General features: G+C 63.5%; 15 protein-coding genes. 4 read left to right on the top strand and 11 right to left on the bottom strand.

All coding sequences use genetic code 11. The features are described from left to right. Nucleotides 1–17 precede the first annotated feature (17 nt). The 4 genes from glp to HEP69_RS19845 are packed head-to-tail and all read right to left on the bottom strand — an operon-like array spanning nt 18 to nt 4,099. Nucleotides 18–2,081, bottom strand: coding sequence for a gephyrin-like molybdotransferase Glp (gene glp, locus HEP69_RS19860; protein ID WP_290560241.1), 2,064 nt, complete (start codon nt 2,079–2,081; stop codon nt 18–20). After that, nucleotides 2,078–2,569 carry a molybdopterin-guanine dinucleotide biosynthesis protein B gene (gene mobB / locus HEP69_RS19855; RefSeq protein ID WP_290560240.1) on the bottom strand — a complete coding sequence of 164 codons (492 nt, stop codon included), beginning with the start codon at nt 2,567–2,569 and terminating at the stop codon, nt 2,078–2,080. The genes glp and mobB overlap by 4 nt, the downstream gene beginning before the upstream one ends. Next, nucleotides 2,566–3,186 (bottom strand): molybdenum cofactor guanylyltransferase MobA, encoded by a 621-nt coding sequence (mobA, locus tag HEP69_RS19850; protein ID WP_290560239.1) that lies wholly within the window; start codon nt 3,184–3,186, stop codon nt 2,566–2,568. The genes mobB and mobA overlap by 4 nt, the downstream gene beginning before the upstream one ends. 22 nt (nt 3,187–3,208) lie before the next feature. After that, complete coding sequence (locus HEP69_RS19845; protein ID WP_290560282.1) at nt 3,209–4,099, bottom strand: formate dehydrogenase accessory sulfurtransferase FdhD; 891 nt, start codon at nt 4,097–4,099, stop codon at nt 3,209–3,211. Between the two features lie 48 nt (nt 4,100–4,147). On the opposite strand from HEP69_RS19845, the gene HEP69_RS19840 reads away from it, so the two are divergent. Together HEP69_RS19840 and HEP69_RS19835 are read left to right on the top strand one after the other, a co-directional pair. Continuing rightward, nucleotides 4,148–4,864 (top strand): AzlC family ABC transporter permease, encoded by a 717-nt coding sequence (locus HEP69_RS19840; protein WP_290560238.1) that lies wholly within the window; start codon nt 4,148–4,150, stop codon nt 4,862–4,864. Further along, entirely contained in the window at nt 4,861–5,196 is a 336-nt protein-coding gene (locus tag HEP69_RS19835) for an AzlD domain-containing protein (RefSeq protein ID WP_290560237.1), read from the top strand. Before HEP69_RS19840 ends, HEP69_RS19835 begins: the two co-directional genes overlap by 4 nt. A 15-nt stretch (nt 5,197–5,211) precedes the next feature. On the opposite strand, the gene HEP69_RS19830 is transcribed toward HEP69_RS19835, so the two are convergent. The 5 genes from HEP69_RS19830 to HEP69_RS19810 form a co-directional block, all read right to left on the bottom strand. After that, nucleotides 5,212–5,805: a hypothetical protein gene (locus HEP69_RS19830; protein ID WP_290560236.1), complete on the bottom strand. Its 594-nt coding sequence runs from the start codon at nt 5,803–5,805 to the stop codon at nt 5,212–5,214. 41 nt (nt 5,806–5,846) lie between these two features. Further along, nucleotides 5,847–5,981, bottom strand: coding sequence for an aa3-type cytochrome c oxidase subunit IV (locus HEP69_RS19825; RefSeq protein WP_290560235.1), 135 nt, complete (start codon nt 5,979–5,981; stop codon nt 5,847–5,849). A gap of 65 nt (nt 5,982–6,046) precedes the next feature. Next, nucleotides 6,047–6,514 (bottom strand): DUF6173 family protein, encoded by a 468-nt coding sequence (locus tag HEP69_RS19820; RefSeq protein ID WP_290560234.1) that lies wholly within the window; start codon nt 6,512–6,514, stop codon nt 6,047–6,049. Between the two features lie 3 nt (nt 6,515–6,517). Further along, entirely contained in the window at nt 6,518–7,561 is a 1,044-nt protein-coding gene (locus HEP69_RS19815; RefSeq protein ID WP_290560233.1) for an MBL fold metallo-hydrolase, read from the bottom strand. Nucleotides 7,562–7,614: 53 nt separating this feature from the next. Further along, entirely contained in the window at nt 7,615–9,330 is a 1,716-nt protein-coding gene (locus tag HEP69_RS19810) for an acyl-CoA dehydrogenase (protein ID WP_290560232.1), read from the bottom strand. A gap of 162 nt (nt 9,331–9,492) precedes the next feature. Here HEP69_RS19810 and HEP69_RS19805 point away from each other — a divergent pair, with 162 nt between their 5' ends. Further along, nucleotides 9,493–10,443: an L-threonylcarbamoyladenylate synthase gene (locus tag HEP69_RS19805; protein ID WP_290560231.1), complete on the top strand. Its 951-nt coding sequence runs from the start codon at nt 9,493–9,495 to the stop codon at nt 10,441–10,443. A gap of 2 nt (nt 10,444–10,445) precedes the next feature. Here HEP69_RS19805 and HEP69_RS19800 read toward each other — a convergent pair whose 3' ends face one another. Continuing rightward, entirely contained in the window at nt 10,446–11,003 is a 558-nt protein-coding gene (locus HEP69_RS19800) for a YqgE/AlgH family protein (protein WP_290560230.1), read from the bottom strand. Nucleotides 11,004–11,149: 146 nt separating this feature from the next. On the opposite strand from HEP69_RS19800, the gene HEP69_RS19795 reads away from it, so the two are divergent. Further along, nucleotides 11,150–11,956 (top strand): protein-disulfide reductase DsbD domain-containing protein, encoded by an 807-nt coding sequence (locus tag HEP69_RS19795; RefSeq protein ID WP_290560229.1) that lies wholly within the window; start codon nt 11,150–11,152, stop codon nt 11,954–11,956. A gap of 103 nt (nt 11,957–12,059) precedes the next feature. On the opposite strand, the gene HEP69_RS19790 is transcribed toward HEP69_RS19795, so the two are convergent. After that, entirely contained in the window at nt 12,060–15,464 is a 3,405-nt protein-coding gene (locus HEP69_RS19790) for an efflux RND transporter permease subunit (RefSeq protein WP_290560228.1), read from the bottom strand. Nucleotides 15,465–15,467: the final 3 nt, after the last annotated feature.

Genomic DNA, 15,467 nt, shown 5'->3' with positions numbered 1-15,467 from the left:
AATGCGCAGCACCCGGATCAGAGGCCAAAGCTGCCATAAGGGATGAACCGCACCGGATCGCCGGGGTGAATGTGGCGCGCGTCATCGCCGATCTCAACCAGCCCTTCTGCCCAGCTCAACCCGCTGATACGTCCGGACCCTTCGGAGGCAAACACCTCCGCACGTCCCTCCCGGACCCGCGCGCGCAGGTATTCGCGGCGCCCCGGTTTTTTCCGCTTCTCAAAACCAGCGGGCACAGTGAACCCCTGCGGTGCCGCCCAGCTCTGCCCCGACAAAACCGCCAGCGCAGGATGCGCAAAGATCAGTGTACACACCATCGCCGCCACCGGATTGCCGGGCAGGCCGAATACCGGGGTTCCCTCCCAAAGTCCCAGAGCCAGTGGCCGTCCAGGTTTGACCGCGATGCGCCATTCCTGCATCGCGCCCGCCTCCCGCAACAGCGCCGAGACATGGTCCTCGTCCCCTGCAGACGCCCCGCCGGAACTGAGAATGACATCCGCCACCTCGGCCGCCTGGTTCAACGTCGCCTTCAACGCCGCACGATCATCCGGTACGCGCCCCATATCGACAGGCACGAAGCCAAAGCAGGTCATCATAGAGATAAGCATTGGGCGATTGGCATCGAATATCTGGCCGACACCTGCAGCGACCCCCGGTTCCACCAACTCATCGCCCGTTGACAGCACGGCGACACGCAGGGGTTTGCGCAAGCTGACCTCGGAGACGCCCACTGCCGAAAGCAGTGCCAAATCAGCAGGCGTCAGGCGCCGACCTAAAGGCAAGGCTTCGGTTCCGGCAACCACATCTTCACCGGCCTTGCGCGTATTGGCCCCCCGTTTCAGAGGCCCGCGAAAGGCGATCTGGCTGCCATCGGTGGTCACATCCTCTTCCAGGATCACGGTATCCACACCTTCGGGCAACGCAGCACCGGTCAGGATACGGATCGCCGCACCGGGCGGAACTGACCCCGCAAAAGGCACCCCGGCCGCCGCCCGGCCTGCGACCAACGGCATCGCTTGGGGCCCAGCTGGCGCAGGCCCTGCAAAACCGTAGCCATCGACGGCCGTGTTGGGCTGTGGTGGGTTTGAGCGTAGCGCTTTGACAGGACCGGCCAGGATCCGGCCCAAGGCCCGGTCCAGCGGCGCGACGTCAACTCCGGTGACCGGCGCCAGGCGGGTCCGCAAAAGCTCAAGCGCCTCATCCACAGGGGTCCAGTCCACCCCGGCGGGCAAGGCAAAGCAATCGTTGCGCAGCGGGGGTGGCTCCAGTGCTGCGGGCACACCGAGGATCCAGCCCTCTTCCGGGGCGGTTACGGTCAACGCCGTTGTCAGCTCCTGATCTGGCATACCCGCGAGCACGCGCGCCACCTCATGGACCTGCCAGGCATCCTTGATCCAGCCCTCGGGCGCAGCATCAACAGTGAGCGAAGGCCAGATCTCCACAAAGGCCACAGGGCGTTCCAGAGGCTCAAAGGGCCAGACCGAAACCGAGCCGGCAAACCGGGACCGCAGCCGCTCCAGCACCGGCAGGCCCATCATCACCTGAGAGCCGACAGCCCCGGCTCCGGCCATCTGCCAGCAGGTAAAGGCGCCTTTTGCCCGCTGTTCCACAGCCCGACGGTCGGGGAACGGGTTGGCATATCCTGCCTTCGTGCGCGGCAACCCGTCGATATCGCGCCGCAGTCCGTTCGCCCAGAACGGGCCCGGGCCGTGACCCAGATCCCGGTTGATCATCGCCGCGACATCAAAGCGGTTGTTTGATTTGGGGCTGTCATGAATCCGCTCGGCAAACCAGGCCCACAAGCCGAGTGGATCGGCGGCTCCGGTCAAGGCCTGCGCAAACCCGGCGGGGTATCCGAACGGGAAGTCAAACCCCAGGCAGAGACGCCGCCCTGCGGCAAGCTCCGCGTCGATCAAATTTGCCAGCCATGCTTCGGCGGCCCCGCGATTGCGCAGATAGACCGGCGCGTCGACCTGCCCGGCACGGGCCACGGCCACCCAGATCGCATCGGCGCGCGGGGTCGGGCCGGTATCATTTCCCCCCGACCAATCGACCATCGCAAAGGTGTCGAAAGGTGTCACAAGCCAACCTCTGACAGGATGAAATCGGCAATCGCGCGCGTGTCATTCAGATCAAAAACCGGGCGATCCAGATCGAGCGGGGTGTCGCTGGCCACCGCGCGCACGGTTGGATCCTCGGGCGCGATCAGCGGATTGCCGGTCACGGAGCGATGCGCCTCGACCTTGGGATGCGTGTCGCGCTTGTACCCCTCGATCAGCACCAGATCGACAGGGGCAAGTTTGGGCAGGAGCGCCTCCAGCGTCGGTTCGTCTTCCGCGCGCAGTTCGTGCATCAGCGCAAATCGGTTGCGCGAGGCCAGAAGCACTTCGGTGGCGCCCGCCACCCGGTGGCGATGACTGTCCTTGCCCGGATGGTCCACGTCAAACGTATGGTGGGCATGCTTGACCGTCGAGACTGTGATGCCACGGTTGGTGATTTCGGCCACCAGACGTTCCATCAGGCCGGTCTTACCTGCATTTTTCCAACCGACGACACCGTAAAGCCTCATGTGTTTCCTGCCAAAAGCGTTTCAGCCCGGGCCAGATCCTCGGGCGTATTGACGTTGAAGAACGGATCGACCCGGTGGACCGGGAAGACGGCCTCGCGCCCTTGATGCCGGTCGGTCCACAGGACCACCTTGCGCAAACCACCCTGCAACGCGGCGCGCAGATCGGCGCGCAGGGCCACGGGCCAGAGACCGAAGGTGGGATGGCGCACCTGACCTTTGTCAGGGTCGGGGGTTGCGGCCAGAACCAGTGGATGTGCCATCCCTTCGGAGGCGAGCTGCAGACGGGGCACAAGGTCAGCGGGGAAAAACGGTGTGTCGGCCGCGGCGGTGACAATACTGTCCGCGCCCTCTTGCGCCGCCCATTCGAGCCCTGCGAGCACGCCCGCAAGCGGGCCCACGAACCCCTCGACCGTATCGGGCAGGATCGGCAGGCCAAATTCTTCAAACCGCGCCGGATCGCCATTGGCGTTAAGACCAAGGCCTGCGACCTGGGGCGACAGACGGTCGATCACCCGGGCGAGAATGGTCTGCCCCCCCAAAGAGAGCAGCCCTTTGTCGCCGCCGCCCATCCGGCGCGCAAGCCCACCTGCCAGGATCACTCCAAGCGGCGGGGTCACGAGCTCTCTCCGAATAGCCGCATCATGAGACCGCACTTTTGCGGCGATGCTTGCCGTCTTCCTCGGCGACCGAAGCGGGATCGGCATCGCGGATCAGCCGGTCCTCACCGCTCAGGCACACAAAGCGCCGCCCCCGCATCCGACCGATCAGGGTCAATCCAACCTCGCGCGCGATTTCAACTCCCCATGCGGTAAAGCCCGAGCGCGAGGCCAGTGCCGGAATGCCCATCATCGCAGTCTTGATCACCATTTCCGAGGTCAGCCGCCCTGTCGTATAAAGGATCTTGTCCTCCGCTTTGACGCCCTCGGTCAGCATCCATCCCGCGATCTTGTCGACCGCGTTGTGGCGGCCCACATCCTCCATATAGACCAGCGGTCTGGCTTCATGACACAGAACCGTGCCGTGGATCGCCCCGGCCTCCAGATAGAGCGACGGGGTTCGGTTGATCCGCGAAGCCAGCTCATAAAGCCACGAGGTTCGCACCGGTGTGGCAGGCAGGGTCACCCCTTCCAGCCCCTCCATCATGTCTCCAAAGACGGTCCCGACCGCACAACCGCTCGTGCGGGTCTTTTTCCTGAGCTTGTCCTCATAGGTGGTCTGCGAGGCTGTGCGCACGACCACCGTTTCCAGCTCGTCATCATAATCCACGCCCGTAATCTGATCGTCGGATTTCAGCATGCCCTGATTCAGCAGAAAACCCAGCGCCAGATAATCCGGGTAATCCCCGATGGTCATGGCCGTCACGATCTCCTGACTGTTGAGAAAGATCGTAAGCGGACGCTCTTCGACGACCGAGATACGGCTGATCTCGCCGTTTTGATCCACACCCTCGACCGCGCGCGTCAGGCGCGGAGCGGACGGATCCGGTGCAATTATGAAATCTTCCGTCGTGCTGGCCTTGGCCAATTGCATCCCTCCCGAAACGCCGATAACTCCCTCCCGGCAATCTAGGGACATCTCATGACATCCACCACCACGAAATCGGCCTTTTGGCGGGGGTTCCGGGACGGCGCGCCCTTCGTTCTGGTTGTGGCACCCTTTGCGATGCTCTTCGGCGTTCTGGCGACCGAGGCAGGCTTGAGCGTTCTGGAAACGCTGCTGTTTTCGGTGGCCGTGGTCGCAGGGGCCGCACAGTTCACCGCGCTGCAGCTTTTGGTCGAGAACGCGCCGACCGCGATCATTCTGGCCTCCGCTCTGGCGGTGAATCTGCGGATGGCGATGTATTCAGCCTCCCTTACCCCTCATCTGGGCGGCACGCCTTTGTGGCAGCGCGCGATTGCGGCCTATTTCCTGGTGGATCAATCCTATGCCTGCTCGATCGCCCAGTATGAAAAAGACACCCGCATGACGCAGGCCCAAAAGGTCGCCTATTTCTTTGGCACCGTGGCACCGGTCTGCCCGATGTGGTATGTTTTCACGCTGGTGGGCGCCCTTGTGGGCAACCAGATCCCGCCGGAATGGGCGCTGGATTTCGCGGTGCCCATCACCTTTCTGGCGCTGACCGTGCCGATGTTGCGCACGGCGGCGCATGTGGTCGCCGCCCTGGTGGCGATTGCGGTCGCAATCATGGCGAACGGCATGCCCTTTAATCTGGCCCTGATTATCGCAGGCGTGGTCGGCATGATGGCCGGGGCACAGACAGAGCTGTGGCTCAGGGCGCGCGGGAGGTGGATATGAGCGGCGCCTTTGATCCTGTCACCACCTGGATCGTCATCATCGGTCTGGGCGTGGGCAGCTATTGCCTGAGATTTGTATTTCTGGGCCTGGTCGGCGACCGCGCAATGCCAGAATGGGTGCTGCGGCACCTGCGCTATACCGCCGTGGCGATCCTGCCGGCCCTGGTCGCGCCGCTGATCCTGTGGCCCGATGCCACCGGCGGAGAGCTGGACCCCGCGCGCCTGTCGGCGGCAGCCGCGACCGTGGGCGTCGGACTGGTGACGCGCAACGTGTTTGCCGCTGTCGGCGCGGGCGCAGCGACACTTTACGGGATGCTCTATCTTCTGGGATAGTCCGGGGCCGCGGGCTCAGTTCAGCTGTGCAAGCGCCGCTTCGAGCGATGGGTCGTCGTTTTCGCGGTGCACGACTGTCTCGACGCCCGGCAGTTGCCCGAACTCTGCCATCAGGTTTGCCGGATAGAAGGTGGAGCCGAGCCCCTCAAACCCCGGGATCTGCCGGAGCAGGGCAACCGTGGCACTGGTACAAAACGCCCCCGGCACCGGACCGTTGGCCAGCGCCAGGCGATAGGCCAGCTCTGCCTGCTGAGGGGTCACCTGGATGGTCTGCGCCACCACGCGATGCGTACTGCGCGCATGGGCGCTGATATAGATCTGCTCGGTTCGGGGGGAGATGCCAAACAGAACATCGTTGCGTTCGGGCACTCCCGCCGCTTTGAACGAGCCTGCGGGGTCAAAGAGAATACGCTCGGACGCGCCGATCACCAGCGAGGTATGCGCCCCCGCATCGGTGCGGTTGTTCAGCATGGTCAGCAATGTCAGGGTGCTTGGCCCTTCATTGCGAAACGACACCGCCGCGACCGTTTCATCACTGGCAAAGGGGGACGGCGCCGCACAGCCCGTAAGCGCCACGGATGCCGCCAAAAGCAGGCCAAAAACGCGCATTATTCAATTCCTTTTCAGATCCGGCGACCGGGGACCTGAGATCAAGTGATAAAGATCGCCATCCAGATAATCAAAAGCAGGATCACGACAACGGACCAAACTGTCCATTTCATGAACCCTTCAAAAGTCTTTTCTTGGCCGGTTACGTCCATCTCGCCGTGTTTATGCTCGTCCATCGAATAGGTCCTGTTCAACGCGATTTTGGCACTGGATACTGGATTCGCGACCCCCTGTCACCACGTCAATCGGGCGCAGTCGCGGTCTCGCTCAGATCGGCTGCCAGACGAAAGCCGATACGCTGCGGCTCTCTTTGACCCTCGGGTTTGGGCAGCGCCCGCAGCATCACATTCAACTGACTGACATGCTGGATCAACTGGGTGCGCCCGCTGCCCTGATCGCTGCCGTAGAATGTCACGATATCGGGGTCGAAATACCCCATCCCTTCGATCCGCAGCACGCCGATCTCGCCCCCGGCAAAGCCCATGGCGACCTCGTGCTCACCATCAAGCTGTTTCTCAAAGTTCTGGATGTAAAGGATGATCCGTTCATAGGCCCAGCGTGCCGCGCTTTTCCGCTCGACGGCCTTCTTCATGTCTTCGGGCGGCTGCGGCATGCATGCGCGGTCCTCGGCCCCCGCATGCACCTCATGCACCCGGGGCAGCGCATCTGCCTCGTTCAACTCTGCCGTGGTCCTGATCTTGTTGTCCATCGCCTAGCCCTTGCGTTGGTACAGCCAGGCGCCATCGTCGCGGCGGCTGCGCGTCACCTCGCCCAACTGATAGAGGTGGCTGACATGGGCAATCGCCTCGACCAGAGCCAGACCGTACTCCCCCTCACCGATCTTACGCTTGAAGATCGGCAAAAAACAATCCGCGGCTGTCCTTGGGCTGTCCAGCGCACCCATCAGCCGCTTGAGCGCGCCGTGATGATTGTCGATCAACTGCCGCATCCGCATTGGCAAACCGGTAAAGGGCAGCTTGTGCCCGCCCAGCACCAGGTGATCTGGCCGCGCAAGCGGTGCAAGGCGCTCGCAGGCTTCGATCCAATCACTCACCGGATCGGCCATCGGCTCGGTGGCATAGACCCCGATATTGGGGCTGATCGAGGGCAGGATCTGATCGCCCGCGATCACCAGATGATCGTCGCGGCTCCAGAAAGTGGCGTGTTCGGGCGCATGGCCATTGCCCATATGCACATCCCAATCGCGCCCGCCCATGCGGATCACGTCGCCTTGCTTGATCCGCCTATAGCCCAGCGGCATGGGGGCCACCACATCGGCAAAGTTGAAGGGGTTTTCCGCCTTGCGCTTTTCCAGGATCTCGGGGGCCATGCCGCCGCTCCGGTAAAAGGCGAGCGTCTCTTCGGGCAGCACCTCTTGCCGGTCCAGCATCAGCATCCGCGCAAAGAGCCAGGCGGTGCGTGTTGTGATCAGCTCGGCCCCATGTTCCGACTGGAACCAGCCCGCAAGGCCTACGTGATCGGGGTGATGATGGGTGACGATCACGCGCGTGACCGGCTTTCCCCCAAGCGGCCCCGCCATCAACGCGCCCCACACCTCCCGCGTCAGGCGCGACGCAAAACCCGTGTCGATCACCGTCCAGCCGTCGCCGTCATCCAGCGCATAGACATTCACATGATCGAGCTTCATCGGCAGCGGCAAGCGCATCCACAGCACACCGTCCGCCACCTGGACCGCCTCGCCCCTGTCGGGCGCGTTCTCCCAGGGGTATCGCAACCCTTCGACTGATCCGTCCACGATGTCTGTCCTTTTTCCGGCGGACCCCTCAGCGGGCGCCTGCTGGGCGTCTCTTACGCCGCGAGGTCATCCAGGCTCAATGCGTAAAGATCATCCGACCCGCCCTGCGCATGGGTCAGGAGCGCTGTATGCTCCGGCAACAGGCGCGTGATATAGAACCGCGCCAATGCCGCGCGGGGCCCATCCGCCTCGGCCATCGCCGCCGACAGGTGGTAATGCCCGCCCAGCACCCGTGCAAAGGCGCGCAAGTAAGGCACCGCTCCGGCCAGCCGGTCGGTCACTTCCTCTTGCGCGACCATCCACTCGGTCGCTTCGCGCAGGCTTTCGGACGCCTGCCAGACCCCTTCGGCCAGATCGGCAAGCGCCGGTATCTTGGCGCGCACCTGCTCGGCCTGCGCCTCGATCTCATCGAGCAGCTTGAACGCCATCTCGCCCCCGTCCGAAAGCTTGCGGGTCACCAGATCCATCGCCTGAATGCCGTTAGTGCCCTCGTAGATCGTGGTCACGCGCACATCGCGGGCATATTGCGCGGCACCGGTCTCCTCGACGAACCCCATGCCACCATGCACCTGAATGCCGGTATGCGCGACCTCATTGCCGACATCGGTGCCGAATGCCTTGGCAATGGGCGTCAGAAACGCCGCCCGTGTGGTCCAGTCCTTGTGGCCGGTCGCGGTCTCCATATCAATTGCGACTGCACAGGCCAGCGCGATGGAGCGGGCTGCAAACACATCCGCCTTCATCGAGGTCAGCATCCGCCGCACATCCGCATGGGCGGCAATGGTATAGCCATGCAGCGACCGGCCCTGTTTGCGGTCCAGCGCATAGTGCAGCGCATTCTGATAGGCTCCCTCGGCCACGCCGATGCCTTGCGTGCCCACACCCAGGCGCGCGTTGTTCATCATCGTGAACATCGCCGCCATGCCGTTGTTCTTCTCGCCGATCAGCCAGCCAGTGGCGCCGTCATACTGCATCACACAGGTGGGCGAGCCATGCAGACCCATCTTATGCTCCAGGCTCACCACCTTGAGCTCGTTCGCCACGCCGGGATTGCCGCTTTCGTCCGGCAGGCGCTTGGGCACCAGAAAGAGGCTGATCCCCTTGGTCCCGTCAGGTGCGCCCGGCAGGCGTGCCAGCACCAGATGGCAGATGTTTTCGGCCACGTCGTGATCGCCCCAGCTGATATAGATCTTCTGCCCGGTGATCGCGTATGTGCCGTCGCCATTAGGCTCGGCCTTGGAGGTCAGCGCACCCACATCCGATCCGGCCTGCGGCTCGGTCAGGTTCATCGTGCCGGTCCACTGCCCGCTGATCAGCTTGGGCAAATAGAGCGCTTTGATGGCGTCGCTTGCGTGATGCTCCAGCGCCTCGATCTGACCCTGAGCCATCAGGGGGGCCAGCTGCAACGACACGCAGGCCGCACTCATCATATCGTTCACGGCTGTGGCCAGCGCCATCGGCAGTCCCATACCGCCATAGTCTGGATCGCCCGCCAGCCCGACCCAGCCGCCTTCGGCAATTGCCTTCCAGCCATCAGCAAATCCAGGAGAGGTGCGCACCACCCCGTTTTCCAGTCGCGCGGGATGCAGATCGCCGGGGCGTTGCAAGGGGGCGAGCACCTCTTCGCTCATCTTTCCGGCCTCGCTGAGGATGGCGTGCACGGTGTCGGCGCTGGCCTCGGAAAAACGGTCGGTCGCCGTCACATCCTCAAACCCCACCACATGAGACAGGATGAACTCGAAATCCGAAACCGGCGCGCGATAGGGCATGGCGTAACCTCTCAAGACGGCGGCTTCCGGGCGAGATCACAGGAGCGCCCGTCATGGGTTTCCCTTCGCGCACAGCACCGCTAAGACATGGTGATCCGCATTCCACACTGGTCGTGCGGGTCCACGCAACCAAAACGCCGCGTCACGAGCCCCGCATGTCAAATGGATGACCGAGAGACCCAACACCTGGGCACAACCGCGCCCGATCTGGCGCGCGCGGCAGAGCTGCTGCGACAGGGCGGGCTTGTCGCGTTTCCCACCGAAACGGTCTACGGGCTGGGTGCGGATGCCCGCCAGGGCCGTGCGGTAGCCGATCTGTTTGCGGCCAAGGGGCGCCCCGCCTTCAATCCGCTGATCGTCCATCTGGCCGATATGGCGGACGCGGCGCAATATGCCGATCTGAGCGACGACGCGGCCCGGCTCGCGCAGGCGTTCTGGCCAGGCGCGCTCACGCTGGTGCTGCCTCTGGCGCGCGATCATGGTCTGAGTGAGCTGGTGACCGCAGGGCTGGCGACCGTGGGCCTGCGCGTGCCAGCGCATCCGGTGGCGCGGGCCCTCTTGGCTGCGTTCGGTGGGCCGCTGGCGGGTCCGTCGGCCAACCCTTCGGGCCGGATCAGCCCAACGACCGCGCAGCATGTCCTGGCGGGGCTGTCGGGGCGGATCGACGCAGTGATCGACGCGGGCCCCTGCCCTGTCGGCGTGGAATCGACCGTTGTCGGGTTTGACGGCGAGACACCGATCCTCCTGCGCCCCGGCGGGGTGCCGCTTGACCCGTTGGAGGCGGCTCTGGGCCGTCGTTTCTCCAGTTGGGACGATGGGCGCGCGATCTCGGCCCCCGGTCAGCTGCGCTCGCACTATGCCCCGCGGGTGCGGGTCCGCCTGAACGCCGAGGCCCCCGAACCGGGGGAGGTCTATCTCGGCTTCGGATCCGGCACCGGGGATTTGAACCTGTCCCCGTCGGGCGATCTTTCAGAAGCCGCGGCGCGGCTCTTTGCCTGTCTTCATCAGTTGGATGCCCTGGGCCGCCCGATTGCCGTGGCACCGATCCCAGAGACGGGTCTGGGTCAGGCGATCAACGATCGTCTGCGCCGCGCCGCCGCGCCGCGCACCTGAACTCAGGCGTGTCCGGCACTGCCCGACAGCATCATCGGCTCGATGCCGAGCGTCTTGAGTGCGGCGCTCCATTTGCGCTCATCAGGCAAGCCGAATATCAGATCCGCACTGGCGTCGGCGGTCAGCCAGCCATTGCGGCCGATCTCGCCCTCCAGCTGCCCCGCACCCCAGCCGGCATAGCCCAGCAGCATCAGCGCCTGTGACGGGCCTGTCCCGCGGGCGATGTCTTCGAGCACATCCAGTGTCGCGGTCATGCCGATCTCGTCGGTCACCTCCAGCGTCTGAATACTTGACCCGTAATCGCGCCCATGCAGCACAAACCCGCGGCCACCTTCGACCGGGCCGCCGAAATGCACCGGCCGGTTCAGCCCCTCGGCCCGGGGATCGATATCAAGCTGTTCCAACAATTCGGCAAGGCGCACTTCGGGGGCCGGTTTGTTGATGATCAGACCCATCGCCCCTTCGCCGGAATGGCTGCACACGAAAACCACCGACGCCTCAAAGCGCGGATCGCCCATACCGGGCATCGCAATCAAGAGTTTACCGGTCAGGTCGAGCATATCTGATATCCGCCACGGTCTCGAAGCCCCCTTCACACAGCTTCTAACATGATGGGTTCAACGCATCGGTGCAAGCCTTGCCGCGTGCAGCGCGTTGACCGGAACGTGACTTGGCAAACTGACAAACCTGGTCCATCTGAAGGGGTATGAAATTACATGTATTTGCCCCTTTGGCGCTGGCCGCCCTGACCGCTCTGCCCGTCTCGGCGCAAGGCTGGGTGGACGATGTCGTTCAGATTGACGTTCTCGATGGTGGCACGACCGCGACCGGCACGCACCGGGCGGCGATCCGATTGACGTTGGAACCTGGATGGAAGACCTATTGGCGCGCGCCCGGCGATGCCGGTATCCCGCCGCAGTTTTCCTGGCGTGGATCGCGCAATCTGGAAGCAACGCAGATGTCCTGGCCAACGCCCGAGGTATTCGACCAGAACGGCATGCGATCGGTGGGATATGAGACCGAACTGGTATTGCCCATCGACATCACGCCCCGGCGAGCGGGCCAACCTGTGCGCCTGAAGGGCAAGATGGAGATCGGCGTGTGCCGGGAGGTCTGCATTCCCAGCACGCTTATATTCGACCGTATGCTGGATCCGGCAAGCCCACGCCACCCCGCCATCCTCGCGGCCCGGTCCGACCGGCCCTACAGCGCGGTGGAGGCTGGCGTGACTTCGGCCAAATGTGTGATCTCTCCCACCAGCGACGGGCTGCGGATCGAGGCACATATCCGCATGCCCCATGCGGGCGGGACCGAGTACACCGTGACCGAAACGGGCGATCCCCAGATCTGGGTATCGGAGACCGAAACCACGCGCCAAGGCGGTACGCTGATCGCGGTTTCGGAGCTGATGCATGCAAAAGCGGGAAGCTTTGCGCTCGACCGCTCGGCCCTGCGCTTTACCGTGCTGGGCCAAACGCGCGCGGTAGATATCCGTGGATGCAGCAGCGACTAAGCAGATTTTGACGCAAAATCTGCCCAGAAACTGACGCAGTTTCTGGGTGCCTGTGCTGGCCAAATGCACCAATTCCTGCGTCAGGAATTGGTCAGAAACTGCGTCAGTTTCTGACCTCTCGTGCGCCTCGTAGAACCGCTACAGTGCTGGCAATCAGATAAATCGATGCCACGATGACGAAACTGCCCACCAAGAACGCAAGCAGCGCGGCGCGCATCGGGTCCATATCGGCGACAAAACCCAACAGCCTCACCAACTCAGGCGGAATGGCACCGTGCACCAGAACCGCGCCAAGGGTCGCAGCAAACCAAACCAGAATGGCCAGACCACTTGCCACAACCGTGCCTCTTACCCCCTGATGCGGGCTGCGCAAAGCCCGGCGCATTGCCGCCATACGACGGCTGACATCGTATTGCATCGCAACCAGGGCCGGTACGATCAACAACACCAGGATCATCCCAAAGCCCAGCCCATAGACCAGCGTGATCACGGTCGGTTTGAGGAACTGCGCCTGTTGCGAGGTCTCATAGAGCAGCGGCGCCAACCCCAATACCGTCGTCAGAGTGGTCAGCAAGACCGGCCGCAATCGGTCGGCCGTGGCGTCGATAATGGACGGGATCAGCCCACGCTCCTTGGCATAATCGTCTATGGTCGTCACCAACACGATGGAATCGTTGATGATAATCCCCGTCATTCCTAATAGTCCCACAACCGTGAACATGCTCAGCGGCACATCCCAGGCGCCATGCCCATAGATCGTGCCCACCAGGCCGAATGGAATAATCGCCATGACCACCAAGGGCCGTGTCCAGCTGGAAAACACCCAGGCCAATACCAGGAAGATGCCCGTCAGACACAAGATCAGACCGGTTAGCGCGTCAGAAAGAAACTCGTCCTCATCCTCGCTCAATCCCGAGAGCAGCCATTCCACCTGCCGCACACTGGCAATTTCGGGCAGGATTTCAGTCTCGAGCGCCCGCATGATCTGTTCGGCGCGGGCCGGGTCATCCTCGGAGATATCGCCGGTCACCGATATCAGACGAACACCGTTCTCGCGCCGAACGGTCGAAAAGCCGGTGCGCTGTTCGACCGTGACCAGATCGGCCAACGGTACATAATGCCCATCGGGCGTGCGCATCTGCGTGCGCTCCAGGAAATCGGCGGTCAGTTCCCCTTCCGGCAGTTCCACCCGGATGCTCGCACTGCGCGGCCCGTCGGGATAGGTCGCGGCCTCCAGCCCGTTGAGCCGCGCGCGCAGCGCCCTGCCCAGCGTGTCGATAGTAAAACCCAGCGCCTGCCCCTGCGCCGTCAGGTCCAGGATCAGCTCTTCCTTGTCATAGGCGAGGTTATCCTCCACCGCCGATACTTCGGGATAGCGCAGAAGGGCGGTCTGCAAATCCTGACTGGCGGCCTTGAGCGTATCGACCGAGGCGCCGAAGAACTGCACATCCAGCGCATCGCCCCCCGGGCCCGACCGCCAGCCGCGAAAGCTCACCGTCTCGGCCAGCGGGTGGCGGCGCACGCTGTCCTGCAACTCGGCCACAAAGGCGAAACTGGAATAGGGGCGCAGATCGGCATCGATCAGCTCGATCGAAATCCCGCCCAAAAGGTCGGTGTCCTTGGCCCCGACCCCGCTCAGCCCGCGCCCGGCATTGCCGCCGATCTCGGCCATGACATAATCCAGAGGGTTTGTGCCATAGCGTTCGGCATATTGCGCGCCCAATGCTTCGGTGGCGCGCTGCATCTCGCGCATCATCGCCATTGTGTCGGCGCGGGTCGCCCCTTCGGCCATGGCGAAATTGCCAGTGACCGAACCCCGCTCAGGCGCGTTGAAAAACCGCCATTGCACATCGCCCTTGATGAACACGGCCACCTGGCTCGCCAGGATCACCAGCACCCCCGCGACAACCGCATAGCGGCCCCAGATCACCCAAGCGACCAGCGGCCGAAACAGGGTATCGCGCACCCAGCGGAACCCGGTATTCACCACCCGGCTAGGCACGTCGTACCAACGTTCCTTTTCCGCTTTGATCAGCGATTTGGCCATGTGATGCGGCAGGATCAGAAAACATTCCACCAAGGACGCCGCCAGAACCACGATCACGGTAAAAGGAATGTCGCGGATCAGATCACCGAACCGCCCACCGACGGCGATCAGCCCAAAGAACGCGATAATCGTGGTAAGCGTCGCGGCAAAAACCGGCATCGCCATGCGGCGCGCGGCATTTTCAGCCGCGGCATAGGGATGCTCACCAAAATGGCGGTATCGGTAATCGGCATGTTCGCCCACAACGATGGCATCATCCACGACGATGCCCAATGTAATGATCAGACCGAAAAGGCTGATCATATTTATGGTCAGCCCCGCGGCATACATCAGCGCAATCGCCGCCAGCATGGCCGCAGGGATACCCGCCGCCACCCAGAACGCCGTGCGCGCGTTCAAAAACAGAAAGAGCAGGCACAAGACCAGCCCCAGACCCAAAAGCCCGTTATCGAGCAAGATGTTCAGACGCCCGGTGATCGCCTCGGCCCGGGTGCGGATCAGCTCGACCGTCACACCCTGAGGCAGGCTGGCCTGCATCTGCTCTGCGATCTCTTCGACGGTGCGCTGAATGCCAATCGCGTCGCCCTGATCCGACCGGTCCACCCGGATCGAGATCGCCGGATCCTCACCCACGAAATAGGCGCGCTCCCGGTCCGGCCCCTCCACCAGGATCCGCGCCACATCCGCAACCGTCAGCTTGGAGCCATCGGCGTTCGAGCGCAGCACGATGCGTGCAATGTCATCGGGTGTGCGTTTCTCGGTGCCGGTGCGCACCCGCGCATTGGCGCCGGTCACGTCTCCGGCCGGATCGGCATCGACCTCCTCGGCGATGGCCTGAGCGATCTGCTGCATCGTGACATCATGTTCGATCAGCGCAGATGACGGGACCTCAACCACCGTTTCGGGGGCGGCGACGCCCCGGATCGTTGTGCGGGTGACCCCCACGGTAAAAAGCCGCGTGACCAATTCATCGGCAAAAAGGGCAAGCTGTTCGGGCTCCACCGGGCCGGTGATCACCAGATCGGTGACCCGGTCGCGCCAGGCGCCGCGCCGCACGTTTGGCTCCTCCGCCTCCTCCGGCAGAGTGGTGATCCCATCGACTGCCGCCTGCACATCGTCTGCGGCGCGCCCCATGTCCCAACCCGGCTCGAACTCCAGCGTGATCGAGGCCTGCCCCTCACGCGATGTCGAGTTGGAGCTTTCGACACCGTCCACCGCCAGCAGCACCGGCTCCAGCACCTGCACGATGGCGCCATCCACATCTTCGGGGCCGGCCCCCTCCCATTCGATACTGACCGTCACATTGTCGATGATCACATCGGGAAAGAACTGCGCGCGCATATTGGGGATCGCAGCCAGGCCGAGAACCATCAGCATGACAAGCAGCAGGTTTGCGGCTGTGGGGTGACGGGTAAAATAGGACAGCACGCCGCCGGCGGCACGGGGGACATCGCGCGGCATCGC

This window comes from Aestuariivita sp. (genome assembly GCF_021404545.1).
Lineage (GTDB): Bacteria > Pseudomonadota > Alphaproteobacteria > Rhodobacterales > Rhodobacteraceae > Aestuariivita.
Note: the sequence above shows the minus strand (reverse complement) of the source record. Positions and strands in the feature narration are given on the sequence as shown.